A 14,735-nucleotide genomic window follows, 5' to 3' on the forward strand; every position below is an offset into this window, starting at 1 on the left:
CTGGTTTTCGACTCGGCCTGACCTGTATCTCAGCACACCTTGATTTGGATCCGTCCATCGGCACAAAAAACCCGCGGCATTCGCGCCGCGGGGTTGGGGAAATTCGTCGACCGAGATTGCGTTCAGGGCACGATGACGCCGCGGCCGGTGAACCGCCGGTTCTTGAAATCGTCGAGCGCGGTGTTGATGCTGGCGAGATTGTACTCGGTGTAGTGCATCTTCACCTTGCCGTCGGCGTTGAGCTCCATCAGTTCGACAAGCTCGGTGAAATTGCCGACCAGGCTGCCGCTGATGTTGATCTCCTCGATGACGAGATGCGCGGTCGGTACGTTGATGTTGCCGCCATAGCCGACGACGAACAGTTGCCCGCCCTTGCGCACCATCTTCCAGCAGATGTTCTCGACGCCGAGTTCACCGACGAAGTCGATCACCACATGCGCGCCGCCGCCGGTGATCTGGCTGACCTCCTCGACGACGTTTGGGCCTCCATCGAGCACGAAGTCGGCACCCAGATCCTTGGCCAGCACCCGTGCCGCCGGTTCGCGGTCGACGGCGATGATCCGGCAGCCCGAGATCGCGTGCAGCGATTGCAGCGCGATATGGCCGAGCCCGCCTATGCCGAGCAGCACGCAGTAACTTCCCGGCCGCAGCAATTTGGCGGCGCGCTTGGCGGCGCGGTAAGCGGTGATGCCGGCATCGGCCAGCGGCGCCACCTCTATCGGCGTGATGTTGGCATTCAGCTTGATCAGCGAACGCTCGCTGGTGATGAAGTACTCGGCGAAACCCCCATTCATGCCAAGGCCGGGGAATTGGCCGTTGTCGCAATACATGTCCTCGCCATGGCGGCAGTTGAGGCAGATGCCGCACGAGCGGAAGGGATGGCAGATCACCGCGTCGCCGCGCTTGACCGATCTGACACCGCTGCCAACCTCCTCGACCCAGCCGGCATTTTCGTGGCCCATGATGTAAGGCAGGAGCGTGCCTTCTGGATCCATGGTCGGCTTCCACACGCCTTCGATGATGTGCAGGTCGGTGCGGCAGAGACCGGCGGCACCGACCCGCACGATCACCTCATCGGGCGCAGTGATCGTCGGCGCCTTAACCTCCTCGATCCTGAGCTGGACGTTCATCTTCGGATCGTATTCGTAGAGTCTGGCAGCTTTCATGGCTGTGTCCTTTCAACGTATCTGGAGTGCTTCAGGCGCGGCCGAGCTTTTCCGAGCCGCCGCCACGCGCCGGTCCGGCCGTCGGATCCTCATCCTCGGCGAGATCGCCAATCAGCGTTTCGGTGGTCAGGATCAGCGTCGCCACGGAGGCGGCGTTGGCGAGCGCCGTGTAGGTGACGCGGACCGGGTCGATGATCCCTGCCTCGAACATGTTCTGGTACGCGCCCGTCGACGCGTTGTAGCCGTAGCCGCCATTGATGCGGGTGACCTCGACCACCACCGCCTCGGGATCAGCGCCGGCATTTGCCGCGATCCGCCATAGCGGCCGCGACAGCACCGAGCGCACCAGGCGCACGCCCTCGGCGACATCGCCGTCGACGCCGGCCGCCACCTTGTCGAGCAGCGGCGCGATCTGGGCGAGAGCCGAGCCGCCGCCGGCGACGACGCCCTCTTCGGATGCGGCGCGCACCGCATTCAAGGAATCCTCGATCAGCTGGATTGTCCGCTTCTGCTCGACCGGCGTGACACCGCCGGCATAGAGGATCGCGGTGCCGCCGGAGAGCTTGGCCAGGCGTTCGCGCAGCTTGTCCTGGTCGATGTTCGGCGGCGAGGCTTCATACTGCCGCTGCACCTGGGCGCGGCGCGAGGCGATTGTCGCATGATCGCCGCCGCCGCGGATGATCGAGGTGTAGGACGAACTGGTCTTCACCCGGTCGGCCGTGCCGAGATCCTCGGCGGTGACATCCTCGAGCCGGCCGCCGAGATCGCGCGCGATCACCTTGCCGCCGGTGATGATGGCCAGATCCTCCATCATCGCCTTGCGCCAGTGGCCATATTCCGGAGGATGGACGACGAGGTACCGTCCCGGTCCCTGCTTGCCGAGCAGCGTCACCACCACTTCCGGCGACATTTCCTCGGACACGATCAGCAGCGGCCGGCCAGCCTCGTCGGCGATGCGGCGAACCGCATCGAGTTGCCCGGGCTCCTTGATCTTGAGGTCGGTCATCAGGATGTAGGGCCGTTCGAGCACGGCCTCCATCTTCTCCTGGTCGGTCACCATGTGATGCGAGAGATAGCCGCGTTCGAAGGACATGCCCTCGACGACATCGAGCGTGGTCTCGGTGGTGACGCTGAAGTCGGTGGTGATGACACCTTCGGCGCCCACCCGCTGATGGGCTTCCGCCACCAGCGCACCAAGCTTGGCGTTGGTCGCCGCGATGTTGGCGACCGACGCCAGGATGCCGTTGCCCTTGGCGGGCCTGGCGGAAGCCTTGAGCGCCGCCACCACCGCCGCCACGGCAAGGTCGATGCCCTTGCACAGATCGACGGATTTCACCCCGCGCTCATTCGCCTCGACACCACCCTGGATGAGCGCGTTGGCGAGCACGATGGCCGTCGTGGTACCGTCGCCGGCGATCTCGTTGGTCTGCATCGACACTTCGCGGACGACTTGCGCGCCCATGTTTTCGAAACGGTCGTGCAGCTCGATCTCGGAGGCGATGCTGACACCGTCGCGGGTCACCATCGGTGTGCCGATTGGCCGGTCGATCATGGCGTTCATGCCTTTGGGGCCGAGTGTCGGCTCGACGGCGGCGGCGAGCCGGAAGACGCCGCGGGCAAGAGCACGGCGGGCCTGCGAATTGTGAAGCATTATCTTGGGCATGATTCCTCCTTCCGCCTTACGGGCGGGTTGTTGGTTGGGGGCCTCGTGCGAGGGAGGCCGTTGCTGTCAGCTCTGCTTCAGGCAGTCGGCGCGGCGCGTGCCGGTACGCGATCCAGAATGAAATCGACCAGCGTCGGTTCGCCGTCGACCACATCCAGTTCCTTGTACCTGGTCTGCTTGAGCCCACGGCACAGCGCGCCGTTGAACTCCATGTTGATGCGCACGCCGCGCAGCTCGGCGAGATGGGCACTGAGCGCGCTGGGCGCGATTTTCTGCCCTTCCCATGTCACGAACACAGGCTCGTCCGCCCGGTGGTCGGGAAATCGCTCGAGCAGGGCTTCCCTGTATCTCGGCTTCTGTTTGTCCGCCTCGCCCGGCTCGAACCGGGCGACGTCGTATGCCGGCAGGTCCATGCCGAGGATTTCCCGATCGGTCAGGCCGTGCTGCCGCAGGCCGCGCAGAAGCGCCTCCTGGCGCCGCTTGAAGGCCTTCATCGCAAAGGTTTCACGCAAGCCGCCGAGATCCTGATCCTCAGCGAGTACGGCAAAGATGTCGCCGAATGTCTTGCCGGCCTCCATGCCGCGATTGACCTCTTCCGCGAACATGTGGTCGTGCAGCTTGACGCGATAGGCCGGCGCCCAGGAGAGCTGGTCGAGCGCCTTGCGGACGCCATCCAGCATCAGGAACGCGAAGTTGGGCGAGCACCAGTAGGTCGGCAGGCGGAAGTCTATCTCCACGCTGCCATCGCCCGTCACCTGCGCCCGCTCGACGAAGCCCATCTCGGTGATGGGTTCGTCGAGTTCCGGGTCGTTGACCTCACCAAGGCGCCGCCAGAGTTCCCTCTCGCGGCGGCCGTTAACGCTGGCGGTAGTCATGGCTGCTACTCCGCCGCGATGCTGAAGGGCGCGCTGGCGAGCGCCTTCTTCTTGGCTTCGATGTCGATGTTGTAGAGACGCGCGGCGTTGAGGCCGAGGATCTTCTCCTTGATCTCGTCGGTCAGTTGCACGCCCCGTTCGGCGGCGATGTCCTGCGGGATCTGATAGGCCCAGAATTTCTCGACCAGCCAGCGCGGCGTCCAGATCGCGTAGTCGGAACCGAACAGGATCTTCTCCGGCCCGAGCCAGAACAGCAGCTCGGCGATGACCTCGCCGAAATAGCGCGGGCGCGCATGGATGAAGGGCAACGCCACCGCCAAGCCGCCATAGACATTGGTTTCCTGCGTCGCGATCCAGCAGAAATCGTCGAGGCGCGGCAGGCCGCAATGCTCGACAATCCAGTTGAGGTTCTGGAAATCCGTCGCCGCGTGGTCGACATCATGGACGTCGAAGGCGTCCTTCGAGAGCGGGATGATCGTCGGGCCCTTGTGGACGTGGATGTTCCTGATGCCGAGCTTGTCGCAGAGTTCGAAGCATTTGTAGGCATCGGGATCGGTCAGCTTCCAGCCCTTGGAGGCGCCGTTCCATTCGGCCGTGTACATCTTCACGCCCTTGACGTTGTAGGTCTCCTTAAGGAAGTGGATGTATTCCAGCGCCTTCTCGCCGTCGCGCGGATCGAAGGCGCCGTTGACGATGAACCGCTCGGGATAGCGCTTGGCCACCTCGGCGTTGCGCTCGATCGTGTTGAAGCCGTTCTTGTAGAAGTCCTTGAGATAGGTCGACTGGACGATCGCCACATCATCGGGACCGTCTATGAACAGGTCGCGATAGAGATCGTCGGCGCTGTATTTCTCGAACTTGCTCTTCTCCCACAGCTGCTCCTTCGGGCTCAAGCCCGTGTGATAGGCATAGAAGCATTCGATGAACTGCTTGCCGTGGATATTCTTCTGATTTTCCGGGCTGCCGTCCCAGAAATGGGTGTGGCCGTCGACCACGAAAATGTCCTTGCCTTCCGGTGTTCTGTACATTGTTGCCTCCGCAGCAATCGCGTTGATCGGTTCGGCGCGCCGCACCCGGCGGCGCGCCAGTTTTCTTGGCGGCTATTCGATGTATTCGAACATCTCGTCCATGTTGCCGAACAGGATCACGGTGTTGTCGTCGACGCGAACCATGCGGCCGTAGTGGGTGGAGGTGTTGACCTCGAAGGTCTCGGCCGAAATCTCGCGGCCGAGATATTCGCCGATCGCGTCCATCTTGAAGATAAGCTTGCCGTCGCCATCGATGCGGATCAGCGCCGGCTGGTAGGTGATGGTCACCCCCGGCTTCTGGCCCATAAATTCGGCGATGGCGCGAGCCTCGACCGAGTCGTTCATGGTGACGCCGCACTGATGCGAGATCGTCTGTTCGAAGGTGATGTCCTTCATCGCCTTGAAGATGTTGGAATGCGTTGCGTCGCGTGCTGCTAGTGACATGACGATTTTCTCCCTGTTTCAGCGCTTGAGGCCGAGTTCGCCGAGGATCTGGCCAATCCGCTCCTCGGATTTGGCGCGGACGTCGGCGAACGCGACCGGCTTGGAATGCGGCATCGACCAGACCGGCTGCAGGCCGGTGGCTGCCTTGTCGGCGAGCGCGCCGTGCTTCTTGACCCAGCCCTGGAAGAGCTTCCTGTTCGCAGCGCCATGCTTCTCGTCATTGGCGAGCAGGTGCATGAGGTCGATCGTGTTGGCGAGGTTGCGCTCGTAGTCGGCCTCGGCCGCCGAAATCACCGCCGGTGTGATGAAGTCGTGGTTGGCGGCGGCGATCTGCATCAGGAAGCCGGAGCGGAACACTTCGCCGACCAGCGGTTCAAAGACGATGTTGATGGCAAAATACTGCTCGAGATAATCGGTCGCGCCCATGATGGTTTCAACCGCTTCGCGGGTGCCTTGCCAGTTCTTGTCCTCGAGCCAGGCCTTCTTGCCGAGCTCATCGTCCCACCCGGGAAGATCCATGCCGATCTCGGCAAGGTAGAGCGTGATGTCCTGGGCAAGCCGCAGCTTGTAGGACGAGTTGGTCAGCGTCGCGTTGTTGATCATCTGGGTGTAGCCGTAACGCTGCGCCTGCATCAGCGAGGTGCCGAGCCCGAATTCGGCGTGCTTCCAGGCGCCGAGCTGCGTCTGCAGGATCTTGACCCAGGCCTTGTCGAAGGTCTTCGGCGCCCCCGACTTGCGGGCATTGTTGATGACGCTCTGCACCATCGTCTCGATTTTCGACTGGCGTTGGTAGTGCGTGCGTTCCCACTCCTGATCGGGGGCGCGGAAGGCATGCCAGTTGGAGCTCTGTGCGGCGGTGTTCTGCTTGACATAAGCGCCCTTGCCGTCGGCGAAGGAGATGATCCAGTCCTGGATCAGGTACCGCTCCGGGTCAGGCTGCACATCGACCGTCATGTCTTCGTAGTGCGTGGCGCGCTGGCCCTTCGGGTCGAAATACCGGTACTTCCGGCTGTCGGAGTCGGCGAAGATCGCCGCGCCGGCGGCTCCGGATCCGACTGAACTCGAAATAGCTGGCATAGTCTTCACTCCCTTGTTGCAGTTGTGGTTGCAGTTGCGTGACCGCCCCTCAATGGGCCGGCGTTGCCCCTGCCGATGTGGTGAACTTGTCGAAGAAGATCCGCTCCGTCTCGAACCCATTCATGAACAGAACCGGCTGAAGCGCATCGATCATCGGTGGCGGGCCACAGGCATGGACGTCGCCCTGCCCGTCGACCGCCAGTTGCTTGAGCATGGTGTCGACACTCTGGTGCACGAAGCCACGTTGGCCTTGCCATTCGGCGTCGTCATTCGCGTGCGACAGCACGGGAATGAAGGTGACGTCGGAATGATTGCCGACCAGCTCTGCGATCCTGTCGAGATAGAACAGGTCGTTGCGGGTGCGGGCGCCGTAGAAGAAATAGACCGGACGCTTCTCACCGCTCTTCAGATGGTCGTTGAGGATCGACCAGATCGGCGACATGCCCGAGCCGGCCCCGACCAGGATCAGGGGTCCTTGCCGTTCGTCGCGGCGGAAGCAGGTTCCGTAGGGTCCGACGACGGTGACTTCGGCTCCGGCGGTGATGCCTCCGGAATCGAGTTCTCCCGAGAACTTTCCCTCAGGGTATTTTTTGATGATGAAGGAGAGTTTTTCGGTTTGGTCCGGCGTATTTGCCATGGAGAACGAGCGCGTAATCGTCTCCCCTTTTTGCGTGGTAACCGTGATGTCGACATATTGCCCCGCCCAGAACTTCATCGGCGAGCCGAGTTCGATCTCGATGCCGCGAATGTCGTGGGTCAGGTGCTCGATCCGAGCAATCCGGCCCTTGTACGTCTTCACGGCGATCGCTTTCGCCAAAATCTCCTCGTCGTAGTTGAGAAGCTCGACTTCCAGGTCGGAGAAGGCGATGCAGCGGCACAACAGGACGTGCCCGCTCTCCTTCTCCATGTCGTTCAGCGCGAAGGTCGAGTATTTGAGCATGTCGACTTCGCCATCGAGCAACACGCTTTTGCAGGCCGAGCATTGCCCTTCCTTGCAGCCGTGCGGCAGCGCAATGCCCTGGCGGAACGCGGCGTTGAGCACCGTTTCGCCATGCTCGACGTCGAATTCGACGCCGACCGGGCTGAGCCTGACCGTGTGGGTTTCCGACATACGGACCTCCAGTGAAAGGTAGGGGCGGGACGAACCCGCCCCCCTTTGGCCTGATCAATTGCAGGGGTTGATGGTGAAGCCCTTGGCGTACTCCGCCAGGTGCTTCTCACGGTCCGCGGGCGACATGGCACGCAACGCGTTGAGCGGCGATCCGAGCGTGTTGCCGCGCACGTCGTCGAGCGTCCACATCTCCTTGTCGTCGAAGCGCATATGCGGCTGCGGAACCAAGGTCTGGCCGTCGGAGCGGACGAAGTTCAGGTCCTTGATCGCATCGGCCAGGTCCCAGCCATCATAGAGCGTCTCCCACTCGCGCTTGCCGCTGAAGCGGCCCATCGCGGGCGTCGGACGGCCCTGATACTCGTCGGCGAAGGCGACCGTTGCGGTCCACTTGTCGAGCTCATGGGCGAAGGTGTGAAGCTGACCGTCGATTTCGCCGACCACCATGTCCTCGCGGATCAGGCAGGGAACGAGGCAGGACCAGCAGCGGTGCGGATAGACATAGCCGACGTCGCTGTTGAACAGCAGCACCTTCTCGCCCTTGTGGCTGAGCTTGGCGTACCATTTCCAGAAGTCGCCGAACTCGGCGTACCAACCTGGATATTTGTGCTCGAACCACTCGAAGTCCTTGTCGGTCTGGGCCTCGATGCGCCAGAAATTGACCGGCCAGCCGACCGCGAAGAACTGTCCGACCTTGTGGACATAGTTCTTCTTGGTGATGCGCTCCCAGGCTGCCTGGACGTCGTCGTGATGGACCTTGATGCCGTATTTTTCGAGCGGCAGCATGTAGGTGCGGTAGTAGTCCTCATAGATCCAGCGGTGCCACATTTCCGCGTAGGACTCCTTGTTCTTGTCGCGGTTGGTGGTGCCGTATTCGATGAAGGTGCCGATGGCGGCATCAACGATCGCGTGGTTCTGCCAGAAGGCGTAACGCAGGTCGCGCTCGAGCAAGACATGGTTTTCCGGCTCCTTGAGCGCCGCCATCAGCAGCGAGTGGCCATTGCCGATGTGGCGGCTCTCGTCGGACTGCACCGACAGGAAGACGGTCGGCAGTGCATAGTCGCCGTTGCGGGCGGCTTCCGAAGGCATGGCGACGAACAGCGTGTTGGTGAAGGCGGTCTCGGCGACCACGGTCAGGTACATGCAGGCGGCGGTCATCGTGTCGCCGGTGATGAAGCCTTCCGCGAACTGCCGGCCGATGGTGGTGGCGTAGCACTTTCCGAAGGCTTCCTCGGTGATGTCGAAGCCGGCCGGATCGATGTAGTTCTCCATGTACCATTTCTTCAGATTCATCTGGATCGTCGAGTGACGGAACTCGTCGATCATCTGCATGGTGAAGCCGGTTCTGAGTTCCTCACCGGGCGCGATGCGGGCGACCATCGCCATCGAGCGGGCAGCCGAGATTTCCGGGAAGGGAATGATGGCCAAGAAGAGCTTCATCCACTCGACCCAGCGCGGCTCGACATTGCGGAACATGTCGCCGCGCAATGCCGCGTCGAGCGCGCCGTAGACGCGGTTGTCCTTCTCTTCCTGCATCGGGAAATAGGACCGCAGGACCTGTTTCATCGGGTCGCGCGGCGTCTTGTTGATCTTGTAGTCCGTCGGAAACGTCATCGCTTCCTGGACGTAGGAAGGATTCCAGCCGAGATCGGCAATCTTCTTGGTTGCCTCGCCGACGGAAATTCCGCGTTGCGAGGTGATCTTGTTGAGCGTCAGAGACGTCATGGTCATAAGCCTCCACCAGGTTTGAGCCGCAGGTCCCTTGACCCCGGCATGAAGCGGCGCACAGCACCGCAAGTGAGAATGCGAACGGCACGACAAAGGGGTTGCGCATTCAGGCGCGACTCATGGTCCGGCCATTCAAGTGGATCGCGGCAAAGGTTCTCGAGGCGCCTGGCAGGATCCGCGGCGCCAACCGCATATGCGATGGGCGTATCGAAGCGGCCTGCTTCCTCCGTTCCTTCGTTCTTTTGGCACCGCGTCAAAGCGCGATGGGCTTCTTGTGAAAATGTACAACGCAAGCGCCGTGCCAATTCGAAATTGCCCCCCATGGCCGGCATTCAAAACAAAATCGCCACTCTTTCGACATGCGCGCGGACGGCCAACTGTAACGTTGTTTTACAGATGTAACGTACGCTTGTAATATTTAACATCTATTCGCATATGCAATATATTTAGTTAGCAAGTGCAGCAAATACGAAAACAGATATCATCTATTCAATTCCTCGTCTTTCTCTACTATCTGAAGGCGACAGCCCATGAATGGGCCCTGGCGCTGGAGCAAGACGATGCCGAACGATAGGGACAGCCGGGGGCCACCAGAGCCAATGTCCTGCCAGGCCGATGGCGTTGCTGGCGATCTTGTCAGGCTGATGCCCCGCGACCTGGTCTTTGTCATGCGCTTCATGGGTGAGAGCCAGCACCGCCTGCAGAGCCATTTCCAGGACTTTATCCGGGCCGAACTCGCCGCCGGCGGCGTCACCGCGCAAACGCATCCAATGATCCATCTGTTCATCGAGAGCCACGCGATCCTGCTGCGCGACTTCGTGTTCTCCGGCGTTTCGCTGACGCGCCAGTTCCGTGTCGACGAGATCGAGCGCCTGACCGGCGACACGACATCGATGATCCGCGTCGACATCTGGGATCAGCTCAAGAGCCACATCGAGACGGCCGAAAAACAGTTCCGTTCGCAGGCCGGCACATTGCCCGGATTGCTGTCGACTTTCGAAAAACCGCAGGAACCTTTGGCTGGGGGCGAAACATGACGGGAGGATCGGGTACCGCCAAACGTGACGCGCTGCTTGCTCGCCGGCTCGCTCTTGTCGCCAGCGTTTCCGCGCTCACCGCGGAGGCGTTGCGGCTCAATCAGCAGCGCGCCGGTATCGACATGGACGTGCTGCGCCTGGAGCTGGAAATTGGCAGAAGCGGCGCCAGCGAGCAACTGGTGCAGGACTTGCATGAGGCAGAGCGGAGCGCGGCGGCGATCATGCAGGCCTGCACGGCCTGCGAGGACCGCATCGTCGCGGCCGAAGGTGATGTCGAGGACGTCGATCGCCGGCCCGCGGCAACGGCGCACGAGGACTGATGGGAGAGACACCGTGAACCAGCAGACGATGCAGAGCCTGACCTTGTTCGACCTTCTGGCCCGCAGCTGGCGGCGGCCGTCGGCGATCGCCGATCTGCGCTTCAGCGCCGATGGGTCGACCGTCGCCTTTGCCTCCGTGGACGGGACCGTCGCCATTGCCACGGTCGCGGATCACGAGCCACCGGAGGCGCGGCTCAGGGTGAGCAACGATCTCGGGCAGACGACGATCCGGCCAAGGGAGAAGCCTGCGGTGCCGTTGATCGCAACAGCGGCATTCGGAGATGGCGATGTCCCGCTCGCTGCCTATGCGCATTCCGGCTTCCTGGTCGGCGCGGCGAGCGGCGAAGCGCTGCATCTGACCGCCGGCGGTGAAGTAGCGAAGCCGCTGGTCAAGATCGACGGACCGATCGTCGCCATCGACCACAGCGCCCGGGCGGATATGACAGCCGTCAGCAACGGGCATGATGTCTTCCTCTCGAGTGGCCAGGGCGACGAGGTGAAGCTGAAACATGCAACGGCATCGTCCATGGACGCTCTTGCTTTTTCACCCGGCGGGAAACACCTCGCCTGCGGCGTTGGCGAGGGACTGTCGATCTGGTCGGTTGAAGGCGACGCTGCCTTGATCCGTGATGTCTCCCTTTCCGCGCGCCCGGCGTCGATCCGCTGGAGCGGCGACGGCACATGGCTGGCCTGCGGGCTCGAAACAGGCGGCTTCGCCCTGGTCGGCCTGGCCGACAACCGTGCCGGAATCGTCACGGGATTCCCGTCGCCGGTTCGGTCTGTGTGCTGCAGTCAGCCGGCAAATGCACTATTTGCATCAGGCGCATTCCGCGTAGCCGGCTGGTCGATGACCGCCCCGCCTTTTGGCGGCGAAATCTCGGGCGCGCTGGAGACTGGTCAGACCGGATTGGTCCTGGTCGAAACGGTGGCGGCGCACCCGGAGAAGAAACTGATTGCGGCCGGCTATGCCAACGGCCGGATCACCGTCGCCCAGATCGGCGCGCGGGACGAGCTTCTCGTCAGGGCGCTGGGGAGCACTGTCACCGCGCTTGCCTGGTCCGGCGACGGACGGCACCTGGCGATGGGCAGTGCCGACGGCACCGCCGCGATCGTCACCTTTCCCGCACAGATGTTCAAGTAGCGGACAAGTCCGCATGAAACAGGAGGATGGAATGCAAACCGAACTTACAGCCGAAGACGAGAGCAAGGACGAATTTTTCGAACGTCTGGCCAAACTGTCGGAAGAGATGGTGGCCAAGCATGGCAAGGATTTCAGCATGGGCGCCCTGGTGCTCGCCGCCCGCTGGATCGCCGAGAACCGCGTTGGCCAGTTGAAGACCAACTAGAACCGAAGCGAACGGGGCAAGCCGAGGTCAAGAGGGACCGTCGAATCCGCGCTGTTGAGAATCGAAGCCAACCGCCTGCTGCTCACCAGCATTCGGCTGAAGCTATTCGAAGGAATAGGTGAAACCCTCCTTGGAGGCGCCGACGGTCACCTTCGTCATCTTTTCGCCCTCGAGCGATCGGTTCAGCACGCCGCGACTCAACTCCGGCAGAAGGGTGTTGGTCAGGATGGCATCGATCATCCGGCCGCCGGATTCGATCTCGGTGCAGCGGGCCTTGACCAGATCCATGACACCGTCGCCGATCACCAATTCCGCGTCGTTGGTTGCACGCAGCCGGCGAGCGATCTTGGCAAACTGGTGACGGGTGATCGCTTCGATCATCGAATCCGAGAGCGGATAGTAAGGAATGGTCACCACCCGGCCGAGAAAAGCCGCCGGGAAGACCTTCAGCAACGGGCTGCGCAAGGCAGTATCGAGATCGTCGAGCTCGGCCCGTAGCGTGCCGTTCCTGGTCCGGTCCATGATGACCTCCGAGCCGACATTCGAGGTCAGCAGGATCAGCGTGTTCTTGAAATCGATGCGCCGGCCCTCGCTGTCGTCCATCATGCCCTTGTCGAAAACCTGGAAAAATATCTCGTGCACGTCCGGATGCGCCTTCTCGACCTCGTCGAGGAGGATCACCGAATAGGGTTTGCGGCGCACCGCCTCGGTCAGGATGCCGCCCTTGCCATAGCCGACATATCCGGGCGGAGCGCCCTTCAAGGTAGAGACCGTATGGGCCTCCTGGAACTCGGACATGTTGATCGAAATGAGGTTCTGCTCGCCGCCATAGAGTGTTTCGGCCAACGCCAATGCGGTTTCGGTCTTGCCGACGCCCGAGGGGCCGCAGAGCAGGAACACGCCCACCGGTTTTTCCGGCGCGCCGAGCCCGGCGCGGCTGGTCTGCACACGCTTGGCGATCATCTCCATGGCGTGATCCTGGCCGACCACGCGTTCGGACAGGGTCGCGGCAAGCCGCAGCGCCTTTTCGGTCTGGCTCGACAGCATCCGCCCCGTCGGGATTCCCGTCCAGTCCTGAACGACCGCCGCCACGGCGTTGCGGTCGACCGACGGCAGGATCAGCGGCGTTTCGCCTTGCGCCTCGGCGAGTTCCGCCATCAGTTCGCGCAGCCGGGCGAGATCGGCCGCCGGATCGGGTGGAGGGGCATTGGCCGCAGCCGGTGTCTCCACGTCGGTCTTGGCTGCCTTGGTCTTGGCCGTTTTGGCTTTGGGCGTTTCGGTTTGGGGTGTTTCGGTCTTGGGCGGCTCAGTCCCGGCTGCGTGCGCGCCTGCCGTCTCGGCATCGGGCTCCGGCGTCTCCACGGCATCGAGCGGCACACCTTCGCCGCGCAGCCGGGCTCGCAATTCGAGTATCTCGGCAACCAGGGCTTTTTCCCGATCCCAACGTTGTTGCGCCGCGGCCAGCGCAACCTCGGTTTCGGCAAGTCCGGTGTCGACCCGTGCCTGCCTCTCGGTCACCTCAATGCCGATCGCGGCCTCGCGACCGATGATACCGTGCTCGACCTCCAGCGCCTGGCGGCGACGCATGATGTCTTCGACCTCGGCCGGCGTGGCGTGCTGCGATATGGCGACACGGGCGCAAGCGGTGTCGAGGAGGCTAACCGCCTTGTCGGGCAGTTGCCGCGCCGGGATGTAGCGATGCGACAGGCCGACCGCCGCCTCGATCGCCTCATCCAGTATCTGTACCTTGTGGTGCTGCTCCAGAACGCCGGCCACACCGCGCAACATGAGAATGGCCACCGCCTCCGACGGCTCCTCGATCTTCACCACCTGGAATCGGCGGGTCAGCGCCGGGTCTTTCTCGATGTGCTGTTTGTATTCGGCCCAGGTCGTTGCCGCGATGGTGCGAAGTTCGCCACGCGCCAGCGCCGGTTTCAGCAGATTGGCGGCATCGCCCGTTCCTGCCGCGCCGCCGGCGCCGATCAAGGTGTGGGCCTCGTCGATGAACAGGATGACCGGCGTTTCGGACGATTGAACCTCATCGATGACGGCCTTCAACCGTTTTTCGAATTCGCCCTTCACGCTTGCACCCGCCTGCATCAATCCGACATCGAGCATGCGGACGCTGACCCCTTGCAGTGTGGGCGGCACATCGCCCTGGGCGATACGCAAGGCAAAGCCCTCGACGACCGCCGTCTTGCCGACCCCGGCCTCACCGGTCAGGATCGGGTTGTTTTGCCGGCGCCGCATCAGGATATCGACGATCTGCCTGATCTCCGGATCGCGGCCGACGACCGGATCGATCTTGCCGTCGCGGGCGCGCTGGGTCAGGTCGGTGGCGTATTTCGCCAGCGCCGAATCCCCGCCCGGCGCCCGCTTCGGCGTTTCGGCCGCCGCAACCGCCGTGGCCGCGCCGGCTTCGAGCGAACCTTCCACGACATCGGCGAACCGCGTGATGACCGCGTCGGCGTCGATCCTGTCGAACTCGCCGCTGATCTTCGACAGCAGGCCTTCCAGCACCGCCGTCTTCAGGCAGGCGAGGAGAATATGCGCGCTGCGGACCTCTTCGACGCCGAATTCCAGCGTCGCCAGGTTCCAGGCTTCCTGGATGGCGTGGAAGATATGGTCGGAAAATTCCTCGATCGACGTCGCCCCATAAGGCAGCTTGTCGACGGCGCGGGTCATATCGGCGGTGAGCCGGCTCGCATCCAGTCCCGCATCGGCGATTATCATTTGCACATCCGAGCGGTCGGAAAGCACCAGTTGCTCGATGAAGTGGACGAGTTCGACGTAAGGATTGCCGCGCAGTTTGGCGGTATCGGCCGCGGCCTTGAAGGCGCGCACACCGACAGGATTGAGCTTGCCGACCAGTTCCTTGCGTTTGAAGCTCTGCGACGACCGGCGCTGTTCCATCGAACGTGCTCCTGCAATCTGCCAGTCGAT

General features: G+C 62.6%; 13 protein-coding genes. 4 read left to right on the top strand and 9 right to left on the bottom strand.

What is annotated here, in order from left to right; translation table 11 throughout:
* Positions 1 to 122 precede the first annotated feature (122 nt).
* From ACFSQT_RS20440 to ACFSQT_RS20475, 8 genes are all read right to left on the bottom strand, one after another.
* Complete coding sequence (locus ACFSQT_RS20440; RefSeq protein ID WP_379021479.1) at positions 123 to 1,166, bottom strand: NAD(P)-dependent alcohol dehydrogenase; 1,044 nt, start codon at positions 1,164 to 1,166, stop codon at positions 123 to 125.
* Between the two features lie 31 nt (positions 1,167 to 1,197).
* Positions 1,198 to 2,829 (bottom strand): molecular chaperone GroEL, encoded by a 1,632-nt coding sequence (gene groEL / locus ACFSQT_RS20445; protein WP_379021481.1) that lies wholly within the window; start codon positions 2,827 to 2,829, stop codon positions 1,198 to 1,200.
* A gap of 77 nt (positions 2,830 to 2,906) precedes the next feature.
* Complete coding sequence (locus ACFSQT_RS20450; protein ID WP_379021483.1) at positions 2,907 to 3,704, bottom strand: iron-sulfur cluster assembly protein; 798 nt, start codon at positions 3,702 to 3,704, stop codon at positions 2,907 to 2,909.
* Positions 3,705 to 3,709: 5 nt separating this feature from the next.
* Entirely contained in the window at positions 3,710 to 4,732 is a 1,023-nt protein-coding gene (locus ACFSQT_RS20455) for an amidohydrolase family protein (RefSeq protein ID WP_379021485.1), read from the bottom strand.
* 72 nt (positions 4,733 to 4,804) lie between these two features.
* Positions 4,805 to 5,176 carry an MmoB/DmpM family protein gene (locus ACFSQT_RS20460; RefSeq protein WP_096455128.1) on the bottom strand — a complete coding sequence of 124 codons (372 nt, stop codon included), beginning with the start codon at positions 5,174 to 5,176 and terminating at the stop codon, positions 4,805 to 4,807.
* 18 nt (positions 5,177 to 5,194) lie between these two features.
* Positions 5,195 to 6,253 (bottom strand): aromatic/alkene monooxygenase hydroxylase subunit beta, encoded by a 1,059-nt coding sequence (locus ACFSQT_RS20465; RefSeq protein ID WP_379021488.1) that lies wholly within the window; start codon positions 6,251 to 6,253, stop codon positions 5,195 to 5,197.
* 49 nt (positions 6,254 to 6,302) lie between these two features.
* Positions 6,303 to 7,364, bottom strand: a complete 1,062-nt coding sequence (locus ACFSQT_RS20470; protein WP_379021490.1) for an NADH:ubiquinone reductase (Na(+)-transporting) subunit F — start codon at positions 7,362 to 7,364, stop codon at positions 6,303 to 6,305.
* Between the two features lie 54 nt (positions 7,365 to 7,418).
* The gene (locus ACFSQT_RS20475) at positions 7,419 to 9,092 is read right to left on the bottom strand and encodes an aromatic/alkene/methane monooxygenase hydroxylase/oxygenase subunit alpha (protein WP_379021492.1); all 1,674 of its coding nucleotides are present in this window, start codon (positions 9,090 to 9,092) and stop codon (positions 7,419 to 7,421) included.
* 527 nt (positions 9,093 to 9,619) lie between these two features.
* Here ACFSQT_RS20475 and ACFSQT_RS20480 point away from each other — a divergent pair.
* Genes ACFSQT_RS20480 through ACFSQT_RS20495 form a run of 4 tightly spaced genes read left to right on the top strand, consistent with a single transcriptional unit; the run spans position 9,620 to position 11,792 of the window.
* A complete protein-coding gene (locus tag ACFSQT_RS20480) occupies positions 9,620 to 10,126 on the top strand; it encodes a hypothetical protein (RefSeq protein ID WP_379021494.1) in 507 nt (168 codons plus the stop codon).
* Positions 10,123 to 10,446, top strand: coding sequence for a hypothetical protein (locus tag ACFSQT_RS20485; protein ID WP_379021496.1), 324 nt, complete (start codon positions 10,123 to 10,125; stop codon positions 10,444 to 10,446). Before ACFSQT_RS20480 ends, ACFSQT_RS20485 begins: the two co-directional genes overlap by 4 nt.
* A gap of 13 nt (positions 10,447 to 10,459) precedes the next feature.
* The gene (locus ACFSQT_RS20490; protein WP_379021498.1) at positions 10,460 to 11,587 is read left to right on the top strand and encodes a WD40 repeat domain-containing protein; all 1,128 of its coding nucleotides are present in this window, start codon (positions 10,460 to 10,462) and stop codon (positions 11,585 to 11,587) included.
* A gap of 31 nt (positions 11,588 to 11,618) precedes the next feature.
* A complete protein-coding gene (locus ACFSQT_RS20495) occupies positions 11,619 to 11,792 on the top strand; it encodes a hypothetical protein (protein ID WP_256750209.1) in 174 nt (57 codons plus the stop codon).
* Positions 11,793 to 11,894: 102 nt separating this feature from the next.
* Here ACFSQT_RS20495 and tssH read toward each other — a convergent pair whose 3' ends face one another.
* On the bottom strand, positions 11,895 to 14,705 hold the full coding sequence (gene tssH, locus ACFSQT_RS20500) for a type VI secretion system ATPase TssH (RefSeq protein WP_379021500.1): 2,811 nt from the start codon (positions 14,703 to 14,705) through the stop codon (positions 11,895 to 11,897).
* Positions 14,706 to 14,735: the final 30 nt, after the last annotated feature.

This window comes from Mesorhizobium calcicola, from assembly GCF_042682105.1.
GTDB lineage: Bacteria > Pseudomonadota > Alphaproteobacteria > Rhizobiales > Rhizobiaceae > Mesorhizobium > Mesorhizobium calcicola.

Bases quoted from the DNA above. Each gene is read 5' to 3' on its own strand.
- ACFSQT_RS20480 (WP_379021494.1), top strand. From the start codon at position 9,620: ATGAATGGGCCCTGGCGCTGGAGCAAGACGATGCCGAACGATAGGGAC.
- ACFSQT_RS20465 (WP_379021488.1), bottom strand. From the start codon at position 6,253: ATGCCAGCTATTTCGAGTTCAGTCGGATCCGGAGCCGCCGGCGCGGCG.
- ACFSQT_RS20495 (WP_256750209.1), top strand. From the start codon at position 11,619: ATGCAAACCGAACTTACAGCCGAAGACGAGAGCAAGGACGAATTTTTC.
- ACFSQT_RS20470 (WP_379021490.1), bottom strand. From the start codon at position 7,364: ATGTCGGAAACCCACACGGTCAGGCTCAGCCCGGTCGGCGTCGAATTC.
- ACFSQT_RS20450 (WP_379021483.1), bottom strand. From the start codon at position 3,704: ATGACTACCGCCAGCGTTAACGGCCGCCGCGAGAGGGAACTCTGGCGG.
- tssH (WP_379021500.1), bottom strand. From the start codon at position 14,705: ATGGAACAGCGCCGGTCGTCGCAGAGCTTCAAACGCAAGGAACTGGTC.
- ACFSQT_RS20460 (WP_096455128.1), bottom strand. From the start codon at position 5,176: ATGTCACTAGCAGCACGCGACGCAACGCATTCCAACATCTTCAAGGCG.
- groEL (WP_379021481.1), bottom strand. From the start codon at position 2,829: ATGCCCAAGATAATGCTTCACAATTCGCAGGCCCGCCGTGCTCTTGCC.
- ACFSQT_RS20475 (WP_379021492.1), bottom strand. From the start codon at position 9,092: ATGACCATGACGTCTCTGACGCTCAACAAGATCACCTCGCAACGCGGA.
- ACFSQT_RS20440 (WP_379021479.1), bottom strand. From the start codon at position 1,166: ATGAAAGCTGCCAGACTCTACGAATACGATCCGAAGATGAACGTCCAG.
- ACFSQT_RS20485 (WP_379021496.1), top strand. From the start codon at position 10,123: ATGACGGGAGGATCGGGTACCGCCAAACGTGACGCGCTGCTTGCTCGC.
- ACFSQT_RS20455 (WP_379021485.1), bottom strand. From the start codon at position 4,732: ATGTACAGAACACCGGAAGGCAAGGACATTTTCGTGGTCGACGGCCAC.